This window comes from Mesorhizobium sp. M0408, from assembly GCF_040321495.1.
Classification (GTDB): Bacteria; Pseudomonadota; Alphaproteobacteria; order Rhizobiales; family Rhizobiaceae; genus Mesorhizobium.
Genome location: NZ_JAMYRO010000018.1, coordinates 19021 through 33861, shown reverse-complemented (window position 1 = coordinate 33861; position 14841 = coordinate 19021). Strand labels below are relative to the sequence as shown.

The window sequence follows — 14841 nt, the reverse complement described above, 5'->3', positions numbered from 1 at the left end:
CAAATTCCGCCACAATCTTGCTGGTCTGGAAACCATTCCGCTCTAGCTACCCCGCTTTGGAGATAATCGTAATGTCAGTATTGTTCCGCCGCGCGTCGCTCGCCAGCCTTGGTCTGGCATTCGGGCTATCGGCCCTCTCGCTGTCGCCGCTGATGGCACAGGAGGCCGCCCCTGCCCAGCCGGCAGCACCCGCTCCGGCGGCCAAGCCGGTCGATCCGAACGCCGTGGTCGCCACCATCAACGGCCAGACGCTGACCGAGGCAGACCTTGGGCTTGCCGAGGGCGAGCTGTCGCAGCAGTTCGCGCAGCTTCCGCCCGAGCAACGCCGCGCCGCGGCGCTGTCGGCGGCGATCGAAATCCGCGTGATGGCGGCTCAGGCGGTGACCACCGGCCTCGACAAGGATCCCGACTTCCAGCGCCGCATGGCATTCCTGCAGCAGCGCGCGCTGCATGGCGAAATGGTCGAGAAGGGCGTCGTCGACAAGGTTACCGATGCCGAGGTCCGCGCCCGCTACGACCAGGAAATCGCCAACACGCCGCCCACCAACGAGGTGCACGCCCGTCACATCCTCGTGAAGACGAAGGAAGAGGCAGACGCCATCATCAAGCAGCTCGACGGCGGCGCCGACTTCCAGAAGCTTGCCAACGAGCACACCAGCGATCCGAGCGGCAAGACCAGCGGCGGCGATCTCGGCTGGTTCGGACCTGGCCAGATGGTGCCGGAATTCGACAAGGCGGTGTTTGCGCTGGCGGTCGGCAAATATACCGACCAGCCGGTGCAGTCACAGTTCGGCTGGCATGTCATCAAGGTCGAGGACAAGCGCACCAAGCAGCCGCCGGCGTTCGACCAGGTCAAGGACCAGGCGCGCCAGGCGGTCATCCGCGACAAGTATTTCGCGCTGGTCAAGTCGCTGCGCGCCAACGCCAAGGTCGACATCCCGGATGCGAACCTGAAGAAGACGGTCGACGCACTGGAAAGCGCCAAATAGGCCAGATTGGGCTACGACAGGGCGCGCTGCCGCCCTGTCGCTTCTATTTGGTAGGGCGAGCGATGATGCGTCGACGCCGCCGCCGGACCGCCGTGGCGTCGCCGGCATCGTCAGCGACGATGCCTTTCAAGACATAGCCGACCGCCCTGCGCAGCGTCGCTTCGTCCTCGTCCAGGCGGTTCGTCAGAAGATGCGTCCAGGCGAACGAGGCAATCAGGTCGGCGACGACAGTGGCATCGACGTCGGCAGCTATCTCTCCCCTTGCCTTGGCGCGTTCGACCATCTGGCCGGTGTGGATGCGACGCCCTCTTGCGTATTCGGCGAGGGCGGCGGCGGCTTTTTCGTCCGACTGCGCCTCGGCAATCAGCGATCTGAACACGCTGCCCGACGATGTGTCGCGCCAGTGCGCGAACAAGCTCTTCAGGAAGCCGACGAGATCCTCATCCAGCTTCCCGGTGTCGGGATTATCAACGCGCTTTTGCCGCTGGTAAACATCGAGCAGCAAGGCGGCCTTGCTTGGCCACCAGCGATAGATCGTCGGTTTTCCGGCGCGTGCGCGGCGCGCCACCGCCTCGATCGAGAAGCCGGAATAGCCGGTTTCGACCAGTACCGCCTCTGCGGCATCGAGAATGGCATCGGCGCTTTCCGGGCTGCGCCGTGCGCCAGCCGACTTGCGCCCGGGATCGGTGATTTCGCCCATCTCTTCTTCCTTACCCGCGATTTCAGCAGCCATCATATACAACTCTTGACGAAACGGAACGATCCGTTTTATATGTAACGGAACGTTCCGTAACGATAAGGAGAGTTTGATGAACTCGACCGCCGTGACCCGCTTTTCGCGCCTGCGCTTCGCCCTGCTTGTGCTGCTCGGCGTCTATCCGCTGATCACTGCCATTTTGTACGTGGTTTTTCCGCTGACGCAGGAATGGCAAATCTGGCAGCGCACGCTGGTCATCGCGCCGCTGATGGTCTCGATCATGATCTGGGGGCTGATTCCGGGCGTGCAGCGGGCGTTTCGCGGGTTCATCAACCCAGCGGTCCGCTGATGTTCATTCCAGCGCTTGCGACGTCTCCGAGGCAACGCGCCACGCGCCATCGGCCAGCACGAGCTCCAGCGTCACCCGCGCCTTGCCGGTCAGGCGCTGCGCCGATTTGTCCTTCGGCACATAGTCGTAGCGCATGGCGAAAACCACGTCGGCACGGTCCTTGCCGTGCGGCGTCACCTCAAGGCTGCCGGGCTCGAGACCGAACGACCACGATGCCCATTGCGCGAACCAGTCGGTCTTGACCTTGACGATCGCCTCGCTATCGTAGCGCGTGCCGTAGATGATGGCCGACGAACCGTAGAGCCGCTTGACGGTTTCGCGCATTCTCCTGGCATCAGGCGCCAGATAGTCCTCGCGCAGAAACTGCTCGATGGCGCTCTTGTCGCCGACGGAGCGTTCGAGCGCAGCCACCTGCGACGCGGGAGCCGGGCTGACGGCCGGTTTCGGTTGCTGGGCAATGTCTGCGCCCGGAACGAATTCGAAACGCTCGAGCAGCGACCCCTGCTCCCAGGGACGCTGCGCCTCGCGCGTTGCCGAAACGACGTCGCGGCGCACCGCGATCATCATGTCGTTGATGCTCTGTCCGGGCTCGGCCATGTGCCGCAAAAGTGCGGCCGCAAAGGGCGAGTTGCGCCCCGTCCCGTCCATTGCGACAGCGCCGGGCGCCGTCGAGAAGGCGATGAATGAGCCGCGTGTCGACTCGAACTGGGCAAGACCGGCGAGAGCCGTCGCCGAGCGCGTGATGGTGCTGCGGCTGAGACTTCGGGCAAACGGGTTGTTGCGGCAGGCATCGAGGAAGACCAGGCTGACCTTGGTCTGCTGCTCCATGATGTCGAGAACCTCGTCGATCGGTACCGCCTCGAGCTGCAGCTTGACCGGCATGTCCAGCCGGGCGTCGACCGGCACGATGAAGTTGCGCCCGTCGACCTGCAGGCCGTGGCCGGCATAGTAGAACAGCCCGGCACCGGCGCCTTGCAGCGCATCGGAGAATTCGCCGATCTTGCGTTCGAGCTCGCGCTTGCCGAGATCGTTGCCTTCGATCACCTCAAAGCCGATGGCGCGCAGCTTGTCGGCGATGTCGAGCGCATCGTTGACGGGATTGGCCAGCGTGCCGGCTTCGGCGTAGCTGCCGTTGCCGACCACAAGTGCCACGCGCCGCGCCGTCTGCGCATCGGCGCGCAGCAGCAGAAAGCCCAGAAACGCCAGTGCCAAGACCACAAGCCTGCCCATGGGGAAGGATCATAGCGCTATCGGTCGCAGCGACGCCAACAAATTTGCAACAGCCTGCTTGCTGCATGAGGCGGTGTCAGGCTTCCGGCACCCGTAACGGCTGTGAAACGCCTTGCGCCAGCGCGTGCTATCGGGCAAACCGGCGTTCCTTTCGCGATTTTTCCCGCCCGGGGTCTTCCATGTCCACACAGGTTTCGCCGCTCGCGCCGAAGAAATATCCCAAGATGCCGGTGATCGAGGGCGTGCGCATCGCCACCGCCGAGGCCGGCATAAAATACAAGAACCGCACCGACTTGCTGGCCATGGTGTTCGACGCCGGCACCACCGTCGCCGGCGTGTTCACCAGGTCGAAATGCCCTTCGGCGCCGGTCGATTTCTGCCGGCTGAACCTCGTGGCTGGCAAAGCACGCGTGCTGGTCGTCAATTCCGGCAATGCCAATGCCTTTACCGGCCAGAAGGGCCGCGCCTCGACGGCACTCACGGGCGAGGTGGCGGCGAAAGCGGCCGGCTGCACAGCGGGCGAGGTGTTCCTGGCCTCGACCGGCGTGATCGGCGAACCGCTCGACGCCGGCAAGTTCAGCCATCTGCTGGCCGGTCTGGTCAAGGACGGCAAGCCGGAATTGTGGACCGAAGCCGCCAAGGCGATCATGACCACCGACACCTATCCCAAACTGGCGACCGCGACGGTCAAGCTCGGCGATGCCGAGGTCACCATCAACGGTATCGCCAAGGGCGCCGGGATGATCGCGCCCGATATGGCGACGATGCTTTCCTTCATCGCCACCGATGCGCCGATCGCAGCGCCGGTGCTGCAGGATCTCCTGTCGCGCGGCACGGCCAAGACCTTCAACGCGGTCACCGTCGACAGCGATACCTCGACCAGCGACACGCTGCTGATATTCGCCACGGGTGCTGCCGCCAGGCGCGGCGCGCCGGCAATTTCCGACCCCAAGGATGCGCGCCTCGGCGCCTTCCGCCGTGCCCTCGGCAAGGTGCTGAAATCGCTGGCACTGCAGGTGGTGCGCGACGGCGAGGGCGCCCGCAAGCAGGTCGAGGTCACCGTCACTGGGGCCAAATCGGCCCGCTCGGCCAAGCGCATCGCGCTGTCGATCGCCAATTCGCCGCTGGTCAAGACGGCAGTCGCCGGCGAGGACGCCAATTGGGGCCGCGTCGTCATGGCCGTCGGCAAGGCCGGCGAACCGGCCGACCGCGACCTTCTGTCGATCTGGTTCGGCGACAACCGCCTGGCCTATCAGGGCGAGCGCGACGCCGCCTATTCCGAGGAGGCGACTTCGGCGTATATGAAGCGCGACGAGATCCGCATCCGCGCCGATATCGGCATCGGCCGCGGCAAGGCGACGGTGTGGACCTGCGATCTCACCAAGGAATATGTCGCCATAAACGGCGATTATCGGAGCTGATGGCGTTGGCTTCCAGACATCCGGCAAGCGTGTTGGCGATCGTGCGCCGCTATGAGGCGGCCGGCTTTCGCGCCTGGCCGGCGGCCGCCGTCCATTATGACGGCACCTGGGTGGTTCGGCTGACGGCCGGCCACCCGGCCAAGCGGCTGAACTCGGTCAATCCGCTCGATCCGGGCGACATCCAGCACATTGCCGAGCGCATCGGCCGCGCCAGCCGCCGCTTCGACGCCTATGGCAGGCCGCTGACCTTTCGCATCTCGCCGCTGTCGGGGCCGGATCTTTCGAAGTACCTCGACGGCGAGGGCTGGAGCATATTCGCGGAGTCGCTGGTCATGCGGCTGCCGCTGGCGGACGCCATGCTCGACGACGCCATGGACCAGATTCCGTTGAAGGACATCAGCCGTTTCATCGGCGCGGCGCTCAAGGTGAGCGGCTCGGATGTGTCGCTGCGGCCGGGCCTGTCGGAGATCATCGGCGCCATCCAGCCGGAGGCCGGGCTGTTTGCGCTGGAGGCCGGCAGCGAACCGCTGGCAACGTTGATCTGCGTGCATGACGGCGACCTTGCCGGCCTGTTCGAGATCGCCACCGACAGGTCGGTGCGCAACCAGGGCCATGGCCGCCATCTCATCCGGTCGGCGCTGAAATGGGCGCGGCTGCGCGGGGCGCGGGAAGCCTGGCTGCAGGTCGAGGCGGACAACGCGCCGGCGCTGGCGCTCTACCGTTCGCTCGGATTCGACGAAGTCTATCGCTATCGCTATCGCCGGCCACCCGGCGCATGAGCGGCTTGGATACGATCGGCAAACGCCTGCTCCTGGTCGCGGCCTGCGCGCTGGTCGACGCCGACGGGCGCGTGCTTTTGGCGCAGCGGCCCGAAGGCAAGCAACTCGCCGGCCTGTGGGAGTTTCCGGGCGGCAAGGTCGAGCCCGGTGAGACGCCGGAACAATGCCTGATCCGCGAATTGTACGAGGAGATCGGCATCGAAACCGACATCCCTTGCCTGGCGCCACTCACCTTCGCCAGCCATTCCTACGATGATTTTCACCTGCTGATGCCGCTGTTCGTCTGCCGTCGGTTCCGCGGCATTGCCCAGCCGAAGGAAGGCCAGGTGCTGAAATGGGTGCGGCCGCGCCAGATGCGCGATTTTCCAATGCCGCCGGCCGATGCCCCGCTGATCCAGTTCCTCATCGATCTGCTGTAGCGGCCGACCTGCCGTAAATCGGGCAGCGCCGCAACGCGCCGGCAGCAGCGTTAATGAAAGATTTATCTGACCGTGAAAAATTGATGCTAGGCGGTTTCGCCGATTCCACCGCTGGGGAGCGATTTGCATGAGCCTTGAAAAGGACTGGGACTCGCCTTGGCCCGACCGCCTTCCTGGCGCCGCCAATGCCGGCATGGGAATATTGCGCATCGCCCTCTTGTTCGGCTCGGCCGCGGTGGCTCTGGCCTTGATCGCGACGCCCTACCTCGACAGCCGGACCCGCTCGCAGTTTGCCCGCGACGGGCTTGATACGATGAGCACCGGCTCGATCGGCCAGCGCGACAGCTATACGCTACGCAAGAGCGTGCTGCAGCCGCTGCCCAGTTCGGTCTGCGTTATACGGGCCGATGGCAGAAGCAGCGGCGACTGCTGACTCCTCAACAGATCTCCAGGATTCGGCTGTTTCCTAGGGCCAAAACCCAATCAGCCCCTTGAAGGGAGGGCGCTTTCCTGATTCACCAGCGGGTGTGGATCAGGAGGAGCAGTATGGCTTTGTTTTGGCTATCGGACGAAGCATGGGCAACGATCGAGCCGCACTTGCCCAAGAACCAGCGTGGTGCGCGTCGCGTGGACGATCGTCGGGTGATTTCGGGTATCCTGCACGTGCTGAAGGTGGGTTGCCGCTGGTGTGATTGTCCTGCCGATTATGGTCCCTCGACCACGGTTTACAATCGCTTCAACCGCTGGTCGCGACGAGGCTTCTGGCTGAAGATGCTTGATGCGCTGGTTCAGGCCGGCGCAGTGACGAAAAGCACCGCGATCGACAGCACCTACGTCAAAGCCCAGCGGGCGGCATTCGGCGCAAAAGGGGGCGCCAAGCGCAGGCCATCGGCCGTTCGCGCGGCGGTTGGACAACTAAGGTCCATGCACTCACAGACGTCGTCGGCCGCCCCTACGCGTTGATGTTGACGGCAGGAAACGTCAGCGACGTGAAGGCAGCGCCAGCCCTACTCGAACGCGCTGGCCCGATGCGCTACCTATTGGGCGACAAGGGCCACGATGCGGATCGACTGCGCCGTTCACTGCGCGAGGGAAAGACTACGCCGGCAATCCCGGGACGGCGCAATCGAAAGAGAGCAATCCGTTACGACCAAGAGCGATACCGTGGACGACACTTGATCGAGAACGCCTTCTGCCGCCTCAAGGATTTCCGCCGCATCGCCACCCGCTACGACAAACTCGCCACCAACTTCCTGTCTGGGGTGGCATTGGCTACCATGATCTCGTTCTGGCTTTGAGAGGCGACGAAATGCTCAATCCGGCGATGAACAACACAAAATGGGATGAGCTTCGGCTAGAAATGTACGCGCTCACGCCGCCACCATCTTGGAGCACGCTTTCCACAAACGGCTACCACTCACAGCCCGACCGCGAGTGGTTCTACCACTTCAGGGAGGGCGGATACGAATCCATCCTTCACTTAGACATTCAGGTCGAAACGCCCGCCCAGCGAGAACTTGTCCGCTCGGCTCTCAAGAAGGTGCATGTGCCCGGCGAGGAAATGCCTGACGGCTTTCGCGTGTTCGGTTATCTTCAGGATGGTCAGGCCGCCGAGTTTATATGAGGTCTTCGTTGCTGACCTGATCGAGTCTGGACCCTAGAATGCAGCTGGTTCCTAGAATGCAGCTGGTTCACCGCGCGTTAAGCCTGTCGCATTAACCTTTCTTAACGGGTCGGCGCTAGGTTCGGGCAAGAGGGATGGCGCCCATGAAAATCTTGCTGCAACGATTTTTAGAAGACGAGAGGGGTGCGACGGCTATCGAATATGGTTTGATCGTCGCCGTGCTGTCGCTTGCCATTGTCGCGGGTATTGGCCAGGCTGCCGGCGCCATTCAGTGGTTGTTCAGCGACAACAGCAGCAAGCTTGCCAACGCTTTTGCACAGTGACCGGCTTAGCTTTTGCGTGGGATACGCTTGGCTTTTGCGCAAGGATCCGCTCAGGGGCCGCCGGGGTTTTCCAGGATTGTCTTCAGCGATATTTTTGCGGAGCCCGGCTTCAGCGGCTTTTGCTGAGAGGCATCGGGCGCCCAGCCTGACATCCAGACCACCGAGAAACTCGCCCTGACGCGGCCATCGGCATCCGAAAACCGCTCCGCATAGATTTCGGCGGCGCGCGCGAACAGCGCTCGCGTGCCCGGCCGCCTGCTGCGGTCGACAAGCGCGCTGGTCTCGCCCATAGCGCGCAGGTCGGCGACCAGGCCAAATAGCGAATCGTAGCGCACCGTGATCGTCTCGACGTCGGCAACCGGCAGTGCCAGGCCGGCGCGCTGCAGCAGTGCGCCGGCGTCGCGGACGTCGGTGAACGGGATCACACGCGGGCTGGCGCCGCCATAGAGCTCGGTCTCGGCGGCAAGCAGGCTTTCGCGCAGTTCGGAGAGCGTGCCTGTGCCGGCGAAGGCGCCAAGGAAAAGCCCGTCCGGCTTCAGCGCCCGGCGGACCTGCACCAGCATGCCGGGAATGTCGTTCATCGCCTGCAGCGACAGCAGCGACACTGCGAGGTCGAGGCTTTCCGGCTCGAATGGCACGGTTTCCAACGGCGCCAACAGTCCTGGCTGGCCACCCAGGAAAGCGGCGTCGGCCTCGACGCGCACGTTTTCCGTCACCTTGCCGCTTTCGGCGAGCACCTCTGCTGCAGCCGGCGTCTGGCAAAACAACGAGGCCGCCTTGCCGAACCTGCGTTCGACGGCGCCGAGCCGGTCGGCAAGATCCTCGGCCGCCCGCCGCATGAGGAAATCCGCGCCGGCGATGGGGCGGGCCAGTGCCCGGCGCTTGCGCGCCAGCCAGAGCGAGGTGTCAATTACAGGCTGCAATGGGCAGGTCCTTGTGCTTCGCTCTCTGATATAGTGATGCGGAGGACCAACCACGTGGCCGATCCCATGCCAGAGATCAAGCGTAGTGCGATCAAGAGCATTGCCCGCAAGGCATTGGGCTGGCCAGCGCGCCTCTTGTTCCCGCCGGTCTGTGCCGGCTGCCGCCGCCATGTCTCGCAGCCCGGCGTGTTGTGCGGCGCCTGCTGGCCGAAACTCAGGCTGCTGGAACGGCCGTGGTGCCCGGTGATGGGCACGCCGTTCACCCACAATATGGGTGAGGGTTTCCTGTCGGCGGAGGCGATAGCCGACCCGCCGCCGTTCGAGCGCGCGCGGGCGGCGGTCGCCTATTCCGGCGTTGCCCGCCAGATGGTGCAAGGGCTGAAATACCAGGACCGCACCGATCTGGCGCCGTGGATGGCGCGCTGGATGCTTCGCGCCGGTGCCGAGCTCATCGCCGAGGCCGACGTGGTCGTGCCGGTGCCGCTGCACTGGCGGCGTTTCTTCCGACGGCAGTTCAACCAGTCGGCGGAACTGGCGCGGGCGGTGGCGCAGCTCGGGGAGCGGCCTTTCGCGCCATCAGCCATCAGGCGCGTCAAACTCACGCGCCAGCAGGTCGGGCTTGAGCGGCGGGAACGCGAGGAAAATGTTCGCGCCGCATTCAAAGTGCCTGATGAGGCGGAGATCGAAATCGCCGGCCGCCGGGTGCTGCTGATCGACGATGTCTACACCACCGGCGCCACCGTCCGCGCGGTCGCCAAGGCGTTGAAGAAGGGCGGTGCCGGCGCGGTCGACGTACTGACCTTTGCGCGTGTGCTGCCGGGGGACTTTCGGGCCGACGAATCGGCGCCTATATAGCCTAGGAACGAGGCAGGATTGCTGACCGATGGTCGATGTGACGATCTACACGCGGATGATGTGCGGCTATTGCACCGCGGCCAAGCGGCTGCTCGACAGGAAGGGTGTGACCTACACCGAGCACGACGCCTCGTTCTCGCCGGAGCTGCGCCAGGAGATGATCTCCCGCGCTCACGGCCGTTCCACCTTTCCGCAGATATTCATCGGCGACACGCATGTCGGCGGCTCTGACGATCTCCACGAATTGGAGGCGGAAGGACGGCTGGACAAATTGCTCGCCAACGGCTCGGCCAGATAAGGACATGACGATGGGTGGTTTCAAGGCGGCGGCGATCCAGATGCGTTCGGGAACCAGCCCGGAGCGCAATGCGGTCGATCTGGAACGGCTGGTGCGCGAGGCGGCAGGCCTTGGCGCGACCTATATCCAGACGCCGGAAATGACCGGCGCGCTGATCCGCGACAGCCAGGCACGGGCCGCTTCCTTCACCTCCGAGGACAAGGACATCGTCGTCTCGACGTCGCGGCGGCTGGCCAAGGAGCTCGGCATTTTCCTGCATATCGGCTCGACCGCCATTCTGCGCGCCGACGGCAAGCTTGCCAACCGCGCCCTTCTGTTCGGGCCGGACGGCGCCAGGATTGCCACCTACGACAAGATCCACATGTTCGACGTCGATCTCGACAATGGCGAGAGCTGGCGCGAATCCGCCGCCTATGAGCCTGGCACCGAGGCCGTCGTCGCCGAAGTCAATGGCGCGAAGCTAGGCTTTGCCGTCTGCTACGATCTGCGCTTTCCGCAGCTGTTCCGTGCCGAGGCGCTGGCCGGCGCCGATCTGCTTTCGGTGCCCGCCGCCTTCACCCGCCAGACCGGCGAAGCGCATTGGCACGTGCTGCTCAGGGCGCGCGCCATCGAGAACGGCGCCTATGTGGTTGCCGCCGCGCAAGGCGGCGTGCACGAGGACGGCCGCGAAACCTATGGCCATTCGCTGATCGTCGATCCCTGGGGCCGCATCGTCGCCGAAGCTGCGCATGACGAGCCGGCGGTGATCGTCGCCGAGATCGACCCGGCGCAGTCAGTCGCTGCGCGCAAAAAGATACCGAATCTCAAAAACGCACGCGATTTTGCCGTAAACGCCGGTTCGGCGGAGGCAATGCCGCTCAGGGGTGCCGCCTCTTGATCCGCTTTTCCCTGATCTGCGAACACGAGCACGAATTCGAGGCCTGGTTCCGCAGCAACGACGATTTCGACACCCAGAAGAGGCGCGGTTTCGTCGATTGCCCGGCCTGCGGCTCGCGCAAGGTCGACAAGGCGCTGATGGCGCCTGCCGTCTCCACCGGGCGCAAGCGCGAAAGCATCGCGCTGGCCATGGGCGAGGCGCAAAAGCAGGCGCTGGCGCAGCTCAAGGCCATGGCCGACAAGGTGCGCGAGAATGCCGACTATGTCGGCGACAAATTTGCCGAGGAAGCGCGCAAGATCCATTTCGGCGAAAGCGATCCGCGCGGCATCTATGGCGAGGCGACGCTGGACGAGGCCAAGAGCCTGGCCGAAGACGGCGTCGAGTTCATGCCTATTCCAAGCTTCCCCGACGACCGCAACTGAGGAAAGTCTTGCCCCATCCGGAGAAGACTGAAAAGCGGCGTGGTTCAGAGGTAGTGATCCGTGTTTTCAGCTGGTTGGCTATAAAGTCGATCGACAAGAGGACGATCGATGGGTTGCCAGTTTTCTATAATGGCGAGAGCGGTGGGAAAGATGCAGATAAGGTTGCCGCCGCGCTGCGGTTGATTCAGAAATTTGACCCTGTTCGATACAGCCGTCTGGTCCGCGATCTCAAACGGATCTGGATTACAATCAATCCAGGTGCCGCTGCGCAATTTGTGAAATCGACTTCGACTTGCGAGCTTGATCGGCGATTTGTTCTAGGCGAGCACACGCTGAGCGACCAGATCGCCAGCGCGATAGTGCATGAGGCGACGCATGCGCGTCTCCATCAGCGAGGCATTGGCTATGAGGAGGAATTGCGCCACCGGGTGGAGTGGGTTTGCATGAGACGTGAACTGGCTTTTGCGGCGAAACTGCCGGACGGGGCGAGTATTCGTCAATGGGTCGAAGCTCGACAAACGGAACCCTCGGATTTTTCCAATGTAGCGATGAATGGTCGGCAAATTGATAGCGCGCGTGATGCCTTGCTCCATCTCAATGCTCCAGGTTGGCTGGCAGACTTGATCGTCTTTTTCGCCCGGCGGCGATATCAGAGGCGTATCAGGCGACAAGAAGCTGAAGCGCATTTCGACAAGCGAAAATGATGCTCCGTTTCGCTTGTGGGGGTTCGCTTCCGCCCAGAGCGGCGATGCCGCCGCCCCCTGCACAAGCGTCCGCAATTTCAGGCCGAGCAGCAAGGATGGGGCTCGCGGGCAATCGTTTCGCTGCTTCTTTCATGCCCACCACTTGACGGAGTTGCTTCCGCATAGGCTGCAAACTGGCGTTCAAGCGCCTTGACTGCACTGCTGCGCCAGCCCTCCGCCAGGGATTCCGACATGGGATCGGGGAAGATTTCCTCTTCGCCGTTCTCCACTCCGTCCAGGATCGCCCGCGCGACAGACTCCGGAGAGGCTTTCGCGATGTCCAGGCCCCGTGTCATGTCCGTGTCCACCGGGCCGGGAAGGACCCTGTGGACGCTGACACCCCGTCCGGCCAAAAGGGTGCGCAACGACTGCGACAGCGAGAACGAGGCCGCCTTCGAGATGGAGTAAGCCGGACTGAACGGCACGGCGGCAATCGAGGCCAGCGACAGAATGTTGACGATGGCTCCCCGCGACCGGGCCAGCAACGGCAGCAGAGCCTGGGTAACGTCGTACGAGCCGAAGAGGTTTACGGCCAGCTGTTGTTCGAGCACACGACGGTCGCTGAGGTCATCGATGGGCGATACGCCGGCGTTGTTGATGAGGATATCGAGAGCATCGATCTTCTCGACGGCCTCCCGGATCTGCGCAGCGTTGGTCACATCCATGGTCAGGGACGTCACACGCCGGTCCGGATGAGCCATCGGTTGGCGGGTTGCGGCATAGACGCGCTTTACGCCTCTGCTCAGGGCTTCCTCGACCAGTGCCCGACCGATGCCCCGATTGGCGCCAGTCACCAGGATGGTTGTACCTTCGATCTTCATTGCGTCTCTCCTAATGCTTATCGTTGTGTTCGAGCCCAGTGCACGGTCTAGCCGCGACTCAAGGTTGGCGCGCCGCAACTCAGGTTGGCTACAGTCGCCGTTGTCGATACGACTGGTTGGTGAGATGGACTTAGCGCCGGATGTCGAAGCCATGGGAGTGACAAGTGTGACGGGATTCCGATGGACTCGCTGATCACGGCCGCGGCGCATGCGCTTGCGGCGGGCGATCCGCTCGGCGCTTTGAAACGGGTTGCGCTGCGCGACGATGCGCCGGCACTGGCGTTGCGCGGTATCGCAATGGCGCAGCTTGGCGACCTGGTTCGGGCGAAGGTTCTTCTCAAGAGGGCGGCGCGCGCATTCAGCCCGAGGGAGGCCGTGGCCCGCGCGCGGTGTATCGTCGCCGAGGCCGAGATCGCGCTCGTCTCGCGCGACCTTACCTGGCCGGCCAAGGCACTCGACGCCGCACGGGCGACGCTTGAAAAGCATGGCGACCGCGTCAACGCCGCGCATGCGCGCAACCTCGACGTTCGGCGCTTGCTGCTGATCGGCCATCTCGACGAAGCCGAGCGCAGGCTGGACGGCTTCGATCCCTCGCCGCTGCCGCCGGCATCGCGGGCCGCCCACGAGCTGGCTGTCGCCGGCATCGCCATCCGCCGCTTGCGGACCGGCCCTGCGCGCGCCGCGCTTGGCCTGGCGGCGCGGGCGGCGCGCGCGTCCGGCATCCCCGCGCTGATCGCGGAGGTGGAGAGCGCATCGCTGGTGCTGGACACGCCGGCCGCACGCCTTGTCGCGCGTGGCGGGGAACGGCCCCTCCTGCTCGACGAAGTCGAAGCGCTCCTGGCGTCGGGGGCGCTCGTGGTGGATGCATGCCGCAATGTCGTGCGGGTCGCAGACACGGTCGTCTCGCTGGCGACCCGCCCGGTGCTGTTCGCGCTGGCCCGCGCGCTGGCCGAAGCCTGGCCGGGGGACGTGGCAAGATCGACGCTCATTGCGCGCGCTTTCCGCGGAAAGGACGCGGACGAATCACATCGCGCACGGTTACGGGTCGAAGTCGGGCGGCTTCGCGCGGAGCTTCGGAGCTTGGCGGATGTGAGCGCGACGAAGCGGGGCTTTGCGCTGGCCCCGCGCCGCGCAGGTGAGGTCGTCGTGCTGGCGCCACCCGTCGAAGAAGAGCATGCCGCCGTGCTCGCCTTCCTCGCCGACGGCGAGTCTTGGTCGAGTTCGGCCCTGTCGATTGCGCTTGGAGCCAGTTCGCGTACCGTGCAGCGAGCGCTCGAGCAGCTCGCCCAGGCCGGCAAGGTGCAGTCGTTCGGCCGCGGACGGGCGCGTCGCTGGATGACCCCGCCGCTGACGGGTTTCCCGACAATCTTGTTACTCCCCGGCCCACTGCCGGGCTACTAGGATGGAATCATGGAACGATCCGCAGCCGAAATCCTTCGAGAATATGGACCCTTTCCGGGTGTCGACCACGTGGACGGCGTTACCTTCGACGGTGAGCATGTCTGGTTTGCCTCAGGCGACAGATTGAACGCCTTCGATCCGGCGAGCGGCAAAGTGGTGCGCTCGATCGACGTCGCGGCACACGCCGGAACGGCCTTCGACGGCCATCACCTCTATCAGATCGCCGAGGATCGCATCCAGAAGATCGATCCGAGGAATGGCCGGGTGCTGGCGTCGATCCCGGCGCCTGGCAATGGCGGTGATTCCGGGCTCGCCTGGGCCGAAGGAACGCTCTGGGTCGGGCAGCATCGGGGCCGAAAGATTCATCAGGTCGATCCCGAGACAGGGGCAATCCTTCGCACCATCGTTTCCAACCGCGTCGTAACCGGGGTCAGCTGGGTCGACGGCGAGCTGTGGCATGGCACCTGGGAGGGCGAGGAGAGCGATGTCAGACGGATCGATCCTGAAACGGGAAAGGTCCTTGAGAAGCTCGATATGCCGCCGGGAACAGGCGTGTCGGGGCTCGAATCCGATGGCGGTGACCAGTTTTTCTGTGGCGGCGGAAACAGCGGCAAGATCAGAGCTGTTCGCCGGCCCAAACGAGGCTCTGCGACCAGAATCTGAGTTTTTG

General features: G+C 64.2%; 19 protein-coding genes and 1 pseudogene. 16 read left to right on the top strand and 4 right to left on the bottom strand.

Translation table 11 applies throughout. From position 1 onward, the window contains the following. The first annotated feature begins 71 nt into the window (after window positions 1-71). Window positions 72-989, top strand: coding sequence for a peptidylprolyl isomerase (locus NKI67_RS21155; RefSeq protein WP_352456658.1), 918 nt, complete (start codon window positions 72-74; stop codon window positions 987-989). Between the two features lie 43 nt (window positions 990-1032). On the opposite strand, the gene NKI67_RS21150 is transcribed toward NKI67_RS21155, so the two are convergent. Then, on the bottom strand, window positions 1033-1689 hold the full coding sequence (locus NKI67_RS21150; RefSeq protein ID WP_352646713.1) for a TetR/AcrR family transcriptional regulator: 657 nt from the start codon (window positions 1687-1689) through the stop codon (window positions 1033-1035). A 109-nt stretch (window positions 1690-1798) separates the two neighbouring features. Here NKI67_RS21150 and NKI67_RS21145 point away from each other — a divergent pair, with 109 nt between their 5' ends. Continuing rightward, entirely contained in the window at window positions 1799-2035 is a 237-nt protein-coding gene (locus tag NKI67_RS21145) for a putative antibiotic biosynthesis monooxygenase (protein WP_352471336.1), read from the top strand. 3 nt (window positions 2036-2038) lie between these two features. On the opposite strand, the gene NKI67_RS21140 is transcribed toward NKI67_RS21145, so the two are convergent. Continuing rightward, the gene (locus NKI67_RS21140) at window positions 2039-3265 is read right to left on the bottom strand and encodes a caspase family protein (RefSeq protein WP_352646620.1); all 1227 of its coding nucleotides are present in this window, start codon (window positions 3263-3265) and stop codon (window positions 2039-2041) included. A gap of 179 nt (window positions 3266-3444) precedes the next feature. Here NKI67_RS21140 and argJ point away from each other — a divergent pair, with 179 nt between their 5' ends. The 7 genes and pseudogenes from argJ (at window position 3445) to NKI67_RS21105 (ending at window position 7831) form a co-directional block, all read left to right on the top strand. After that, on the top strand, window positions 3445-4686 hold the full coding sequence (argJ, locus tag NKI67_RS21135) for a bifunctional glutamate N-acetyltransferase/amino-acid acetyltransferase ArgJ (protein WP_352646618.1): 1242 nt from the start codon (window positions 3445-3447) through the stop codon (window positions 4684-4686). Beyond that, window positions 4686-5465: a GNAT family N-acetyltransferase gene (locus NKI67_RS21130; RefSeq protein ID WP_352593931.1), complete on the top strand. Its 780-nt coding sequence runs from the start codon at window positions 4686-4688 to the stop codon at window positions 5463-5465. Before argJ ends, NKI67_RS21130 begins: the two co-directional genes overlap by 1 nt. After that, on the top strand, window positions 5462-5884 hold the full coding sequence (locus NKI67_RS21125) for a (deoxy)nucleoside triphosphate pyrophosphohydrolase (RefSeq protein WP_023677979.1): 423 nt from the start codon (window positions 5462-5464) through the stop codon (window positions 5882-5884). The genes NKI67_RS21130 and NKI67_RS21125 overlap by 4 nt, the downstream gene beginning before the upstream one ends. Before the next feature lie 127 nt (window positions 5885-6011). After that, window positions 6012-6317 carry a hypothetical protein gene (locus NKI67_RS21120; RefSeq protein ID WP_023677980.1) on the top strand — a complete coding sequence of 102 codons (306 nt, stop codon included), beginning with the start codon at window positions 6012-6014 and terminating at the stop codon, window positions 6315-6317. A 113-nt stretch (window positions 6318-6430) separates the two neighbouring features. Then, window positions 6431-7182: pseudogene (locus NKI67_RS21115) on the top strand (IS5 family transposase). 11 nt (window positions 7183-7193) lie between these two features. Next, window positions 7194-7508 carry a DUF6678 family protein gene (locus tag NKI67_RS21110; RefSeq protein WP_352646616.1) on the top strand — a complete coding sequence of 105 codons (315 nt, stop codon included), beginning with the start codon at window positions 7194-7196 and terminating at the stop codon, window positions 7506-7508. A 143-nt stretch (window positions 7509-7651) separates the two neighbouring features. Next, on the top strand, window positions 7652-7831 hold the full coding sequence (locus NKI67_RS21105; RefSeq protein WP_352453066.1) for a Flp family type IVb pilin: 180 nt from the start codon (window positions 7652-7654) through the stop codon (window positions 7829-7831). 50 nt (window positions 7832-7881) lie between these two features. Here NKI67_RS21105 and NKI67_RS21100 read toward each other — a convergent pair whose 3' ends face one another. Then, window positions 7882-8754, bottom strand: coding sequence for a methyltransferase domain-containing protein (locus tag NKI67_RS21100; protein ID WP_352577157.1), 873 nt, complete (start codon window positions 8752-8754; stop codon window positions 7882-7884). A gap of 54 nt (window positions 8755-8808) precedes the next feature. On the opposite strand from NKI67_RS21100, the gene NKI67_RS21095 reads away from it, so the two are divergent. The 5 genes from NKI67_RS21095 to NKI67_RS21075 are packed head-to-tail and all read left to right on the top strand — an operon-like array spanning window position 8809 to window position 11910. Next, window positions 8809-9609: a ComF family protein gene (locus NKI67_RS21095; protein WP_352570523.1), complete on the top strand. Its 801-nt coding sequence runs from the start codon at window positions 8809-8811 to the stop codon at window positions 9607-9609. A gap of 28 nt (window positions 9610-9637) precedes the next feature. After that, the gene (gene grxC, locus NKI67_RS21090; RefSeq protein ID WP_352491813.1) at window positions 9638-9907 is read left to right on the top strand and encodes a glutaredoxin 3; all 270 of its coding nucleotides are present in this window, start codon (window positions 9638-9640) and stop codon (window positions 9905-9907) included. A gap of 10 nt (window positions 9908-9917) precedes the next feature. Next, window positions 9918-10784, top strand: coding sequence for a carbon-nitrogen hydrolase family protein (locus NKI67_RS21085; RefSeq protein ID WP_352621689.1), 867 nt, complete (start codon window positions 9918-9920; stop codon window positions 10782-10784). Next, window positions 10781-11206, top strand: coding sequence for a DUF1178 family protein (locus tag NKI67_RS21080; protein ID WP_352646614.1), 426 nt, complete (start codon window positions 10781-10783; stop codon window positions 11204-11206). The genes NKI67_RS21085 and NKI67_RS21080 overlap by 4 nt, the downstream gene beginning before the upstream one ends. An 8-nt stretch (window positions 11207-11214) precedes the next feature. After that, entirely contained in the window at window positions 11215-11910 is a 696-nt protein-coding gene (locus tag NKI67_RS21075; RefSeq protein WP_352570520.1) for a hypothetical protein, read from the top strand. Between the two features lie 77 nt (window positions 11911-11987). Here the strand turns inward: NKI67_RS21075 and NKI67_RS21070 are convergent, their stop codons facing one another. Next, window positions 11988-12770, bottom strand: a complete 783-nt coding sequence (locus NKI67_RS21070; RefSeq protein ID WP_352621691.1) for an SDR family NAD(P)-dependent oxidoreductase — start codon at window positions 12768-12770, stop codon at window positions 11988-11990. 180 nt (window positions 12771-12950) lie between these two features. On the opposite strand from NKI67_RS21070, the gene NKI67_RS21065 reads away from it, so the two are divergent. Together NKI67_RS21065 and NKI67_RS21060 are read left to right on the top strand one after the other, a co-directional pair. Continuing rightward, window positions 12951-14171: a winged helix-turn-helix domain-containing protein gene (locus NKI67_RS21065; protein ID WP_352621692.1), complete on the top strand. Its 1221-nt coding sequence runs from the start codon at window positions 12951-12953 to the stop codon at window positions 14169-14171. A 9-nt stretch (window positions 14172-14180) separates the two neighbouring features. Next, window positions 14181-14834: a Vgb family protein gene (locus NKI67_RS21060; RefSeq protein WP_352621693.1), complete on the top strand. Its 654-nt coding sequence runs from the start codon at window positions 14181-14183 to the stop codon at window positions 14832-14834. Window positions 14835-14841 lie beyond the last annotated feature (7 nt).

Excerpts from the sequence above, each read along its gene's own strand:
- NKI67_RS21125 (WP_023677979.1), top strand. The coding sequence starts at position 5,462 with ATGAGCGGCTTGGATACGATCGGCAAACGCCTGCTCCTGGTCGCGGCC.
- NKI67_RS21085 (WP_352621689.1), top strand. The coding sequence starts at position 9,918 with ATGGGTGGTTTCAAGGCGGCGGCGATCCAGATGCGTTCGGGAACCAGC.
- argJ (WP_352646618.1), top strand. The coding sequence starts at position 3,445 with ATGTCCACACAGGTTTCGCCGCTCGCGCCGAAGAAATATCCCAAGATG.
- NKI67_RS21060 (WP_352621693.1), top strand. The coding sequence starts at position 14,181 with ATGGAACGATCCGCAGCCGAAATCCTTCGAGAATATGGACCCTTTCCG.
- grxC (WP_352491813.1), top strand. The coding sequence starts at position 9,638 with ATGGTCGATGTGACGATCTACACGCGGATGATGTGCGGCTATTGCACC.
- NKI67_RS21065 (WP_352621692.1), top strand. The coding sequence starts at position 12,951 with ATGGACTCGCTGATCACGGCCGCGGCGCATGCGCTTGCGGCGGGCGAT.
- NKI67_RS21120 (WP_023677980.1), top strand. The coding sequence starts at position 6,012 with ATGAGCCTTGAAAAGGACTGGGACTCGCCTTGGCCCGACCGCCTTCCT.
- NKI67_RS21145 (WP_352471336.1), top strand. The coding sequence starts at position 1,799 with ATGAACTCGACCGCCGTGACCCGCTTTTCGCGCCTGCGCTTCGCCCTG.
- NKI67_RS21130 (WP_352593931.1), top strand. The coding sequence starts at position 4,686 with ATGGCGTTGGCTTCCAGACATCCGGCAAGCGTGTTGGCGATCGTGCGC.
- NKI67_RS21110 (WP_352646616.1), top strand. The coding sequence starts at position 7,194 with ATGCTCAATCCGGCGATGAACAACACAAAATGGGATGAGCTTCGGCTA.
- NKI67_RS21155 (WP_352456658.1), top strand. The coding sequence starts at position 72 with ATGTCAGTATTGTTCCGCCGCGCGTCGCTCGCCAGCCTTGGTCTGGCA.
- NKI67_RS21105 (WP_352453066.1), top strand. The coding sequence starts at position 7,652 with ATGAAAATCTTGCTGCAACGATTTTTAGAAGACGAGAGGGGTGCGACG.
- NKI67_RS21140 (WP_352646620.1), bottom strand. The coding sequence starts at position 3,265 with ATGGGCAGGCTTGTGGTCTTGGCACTGGCGTTTCTGGGCTTTCTGCTG.
- NKI67_RS21150 (WP_352646713.1), bottom strand. The coding sequence starts at position 1,689 with ATGGGCGAAATCACCGATCCCGGGCGCAAGTCGGCTGGCGCACGGCGC.
- NKI67_RS21070 (WP_352621691.1), bottom strand. The coding sequence starts at position 12,770 with ATGAAGATCGAAGGTACAACCATCCTGGTGACTGGCGCCAATCGGGGC.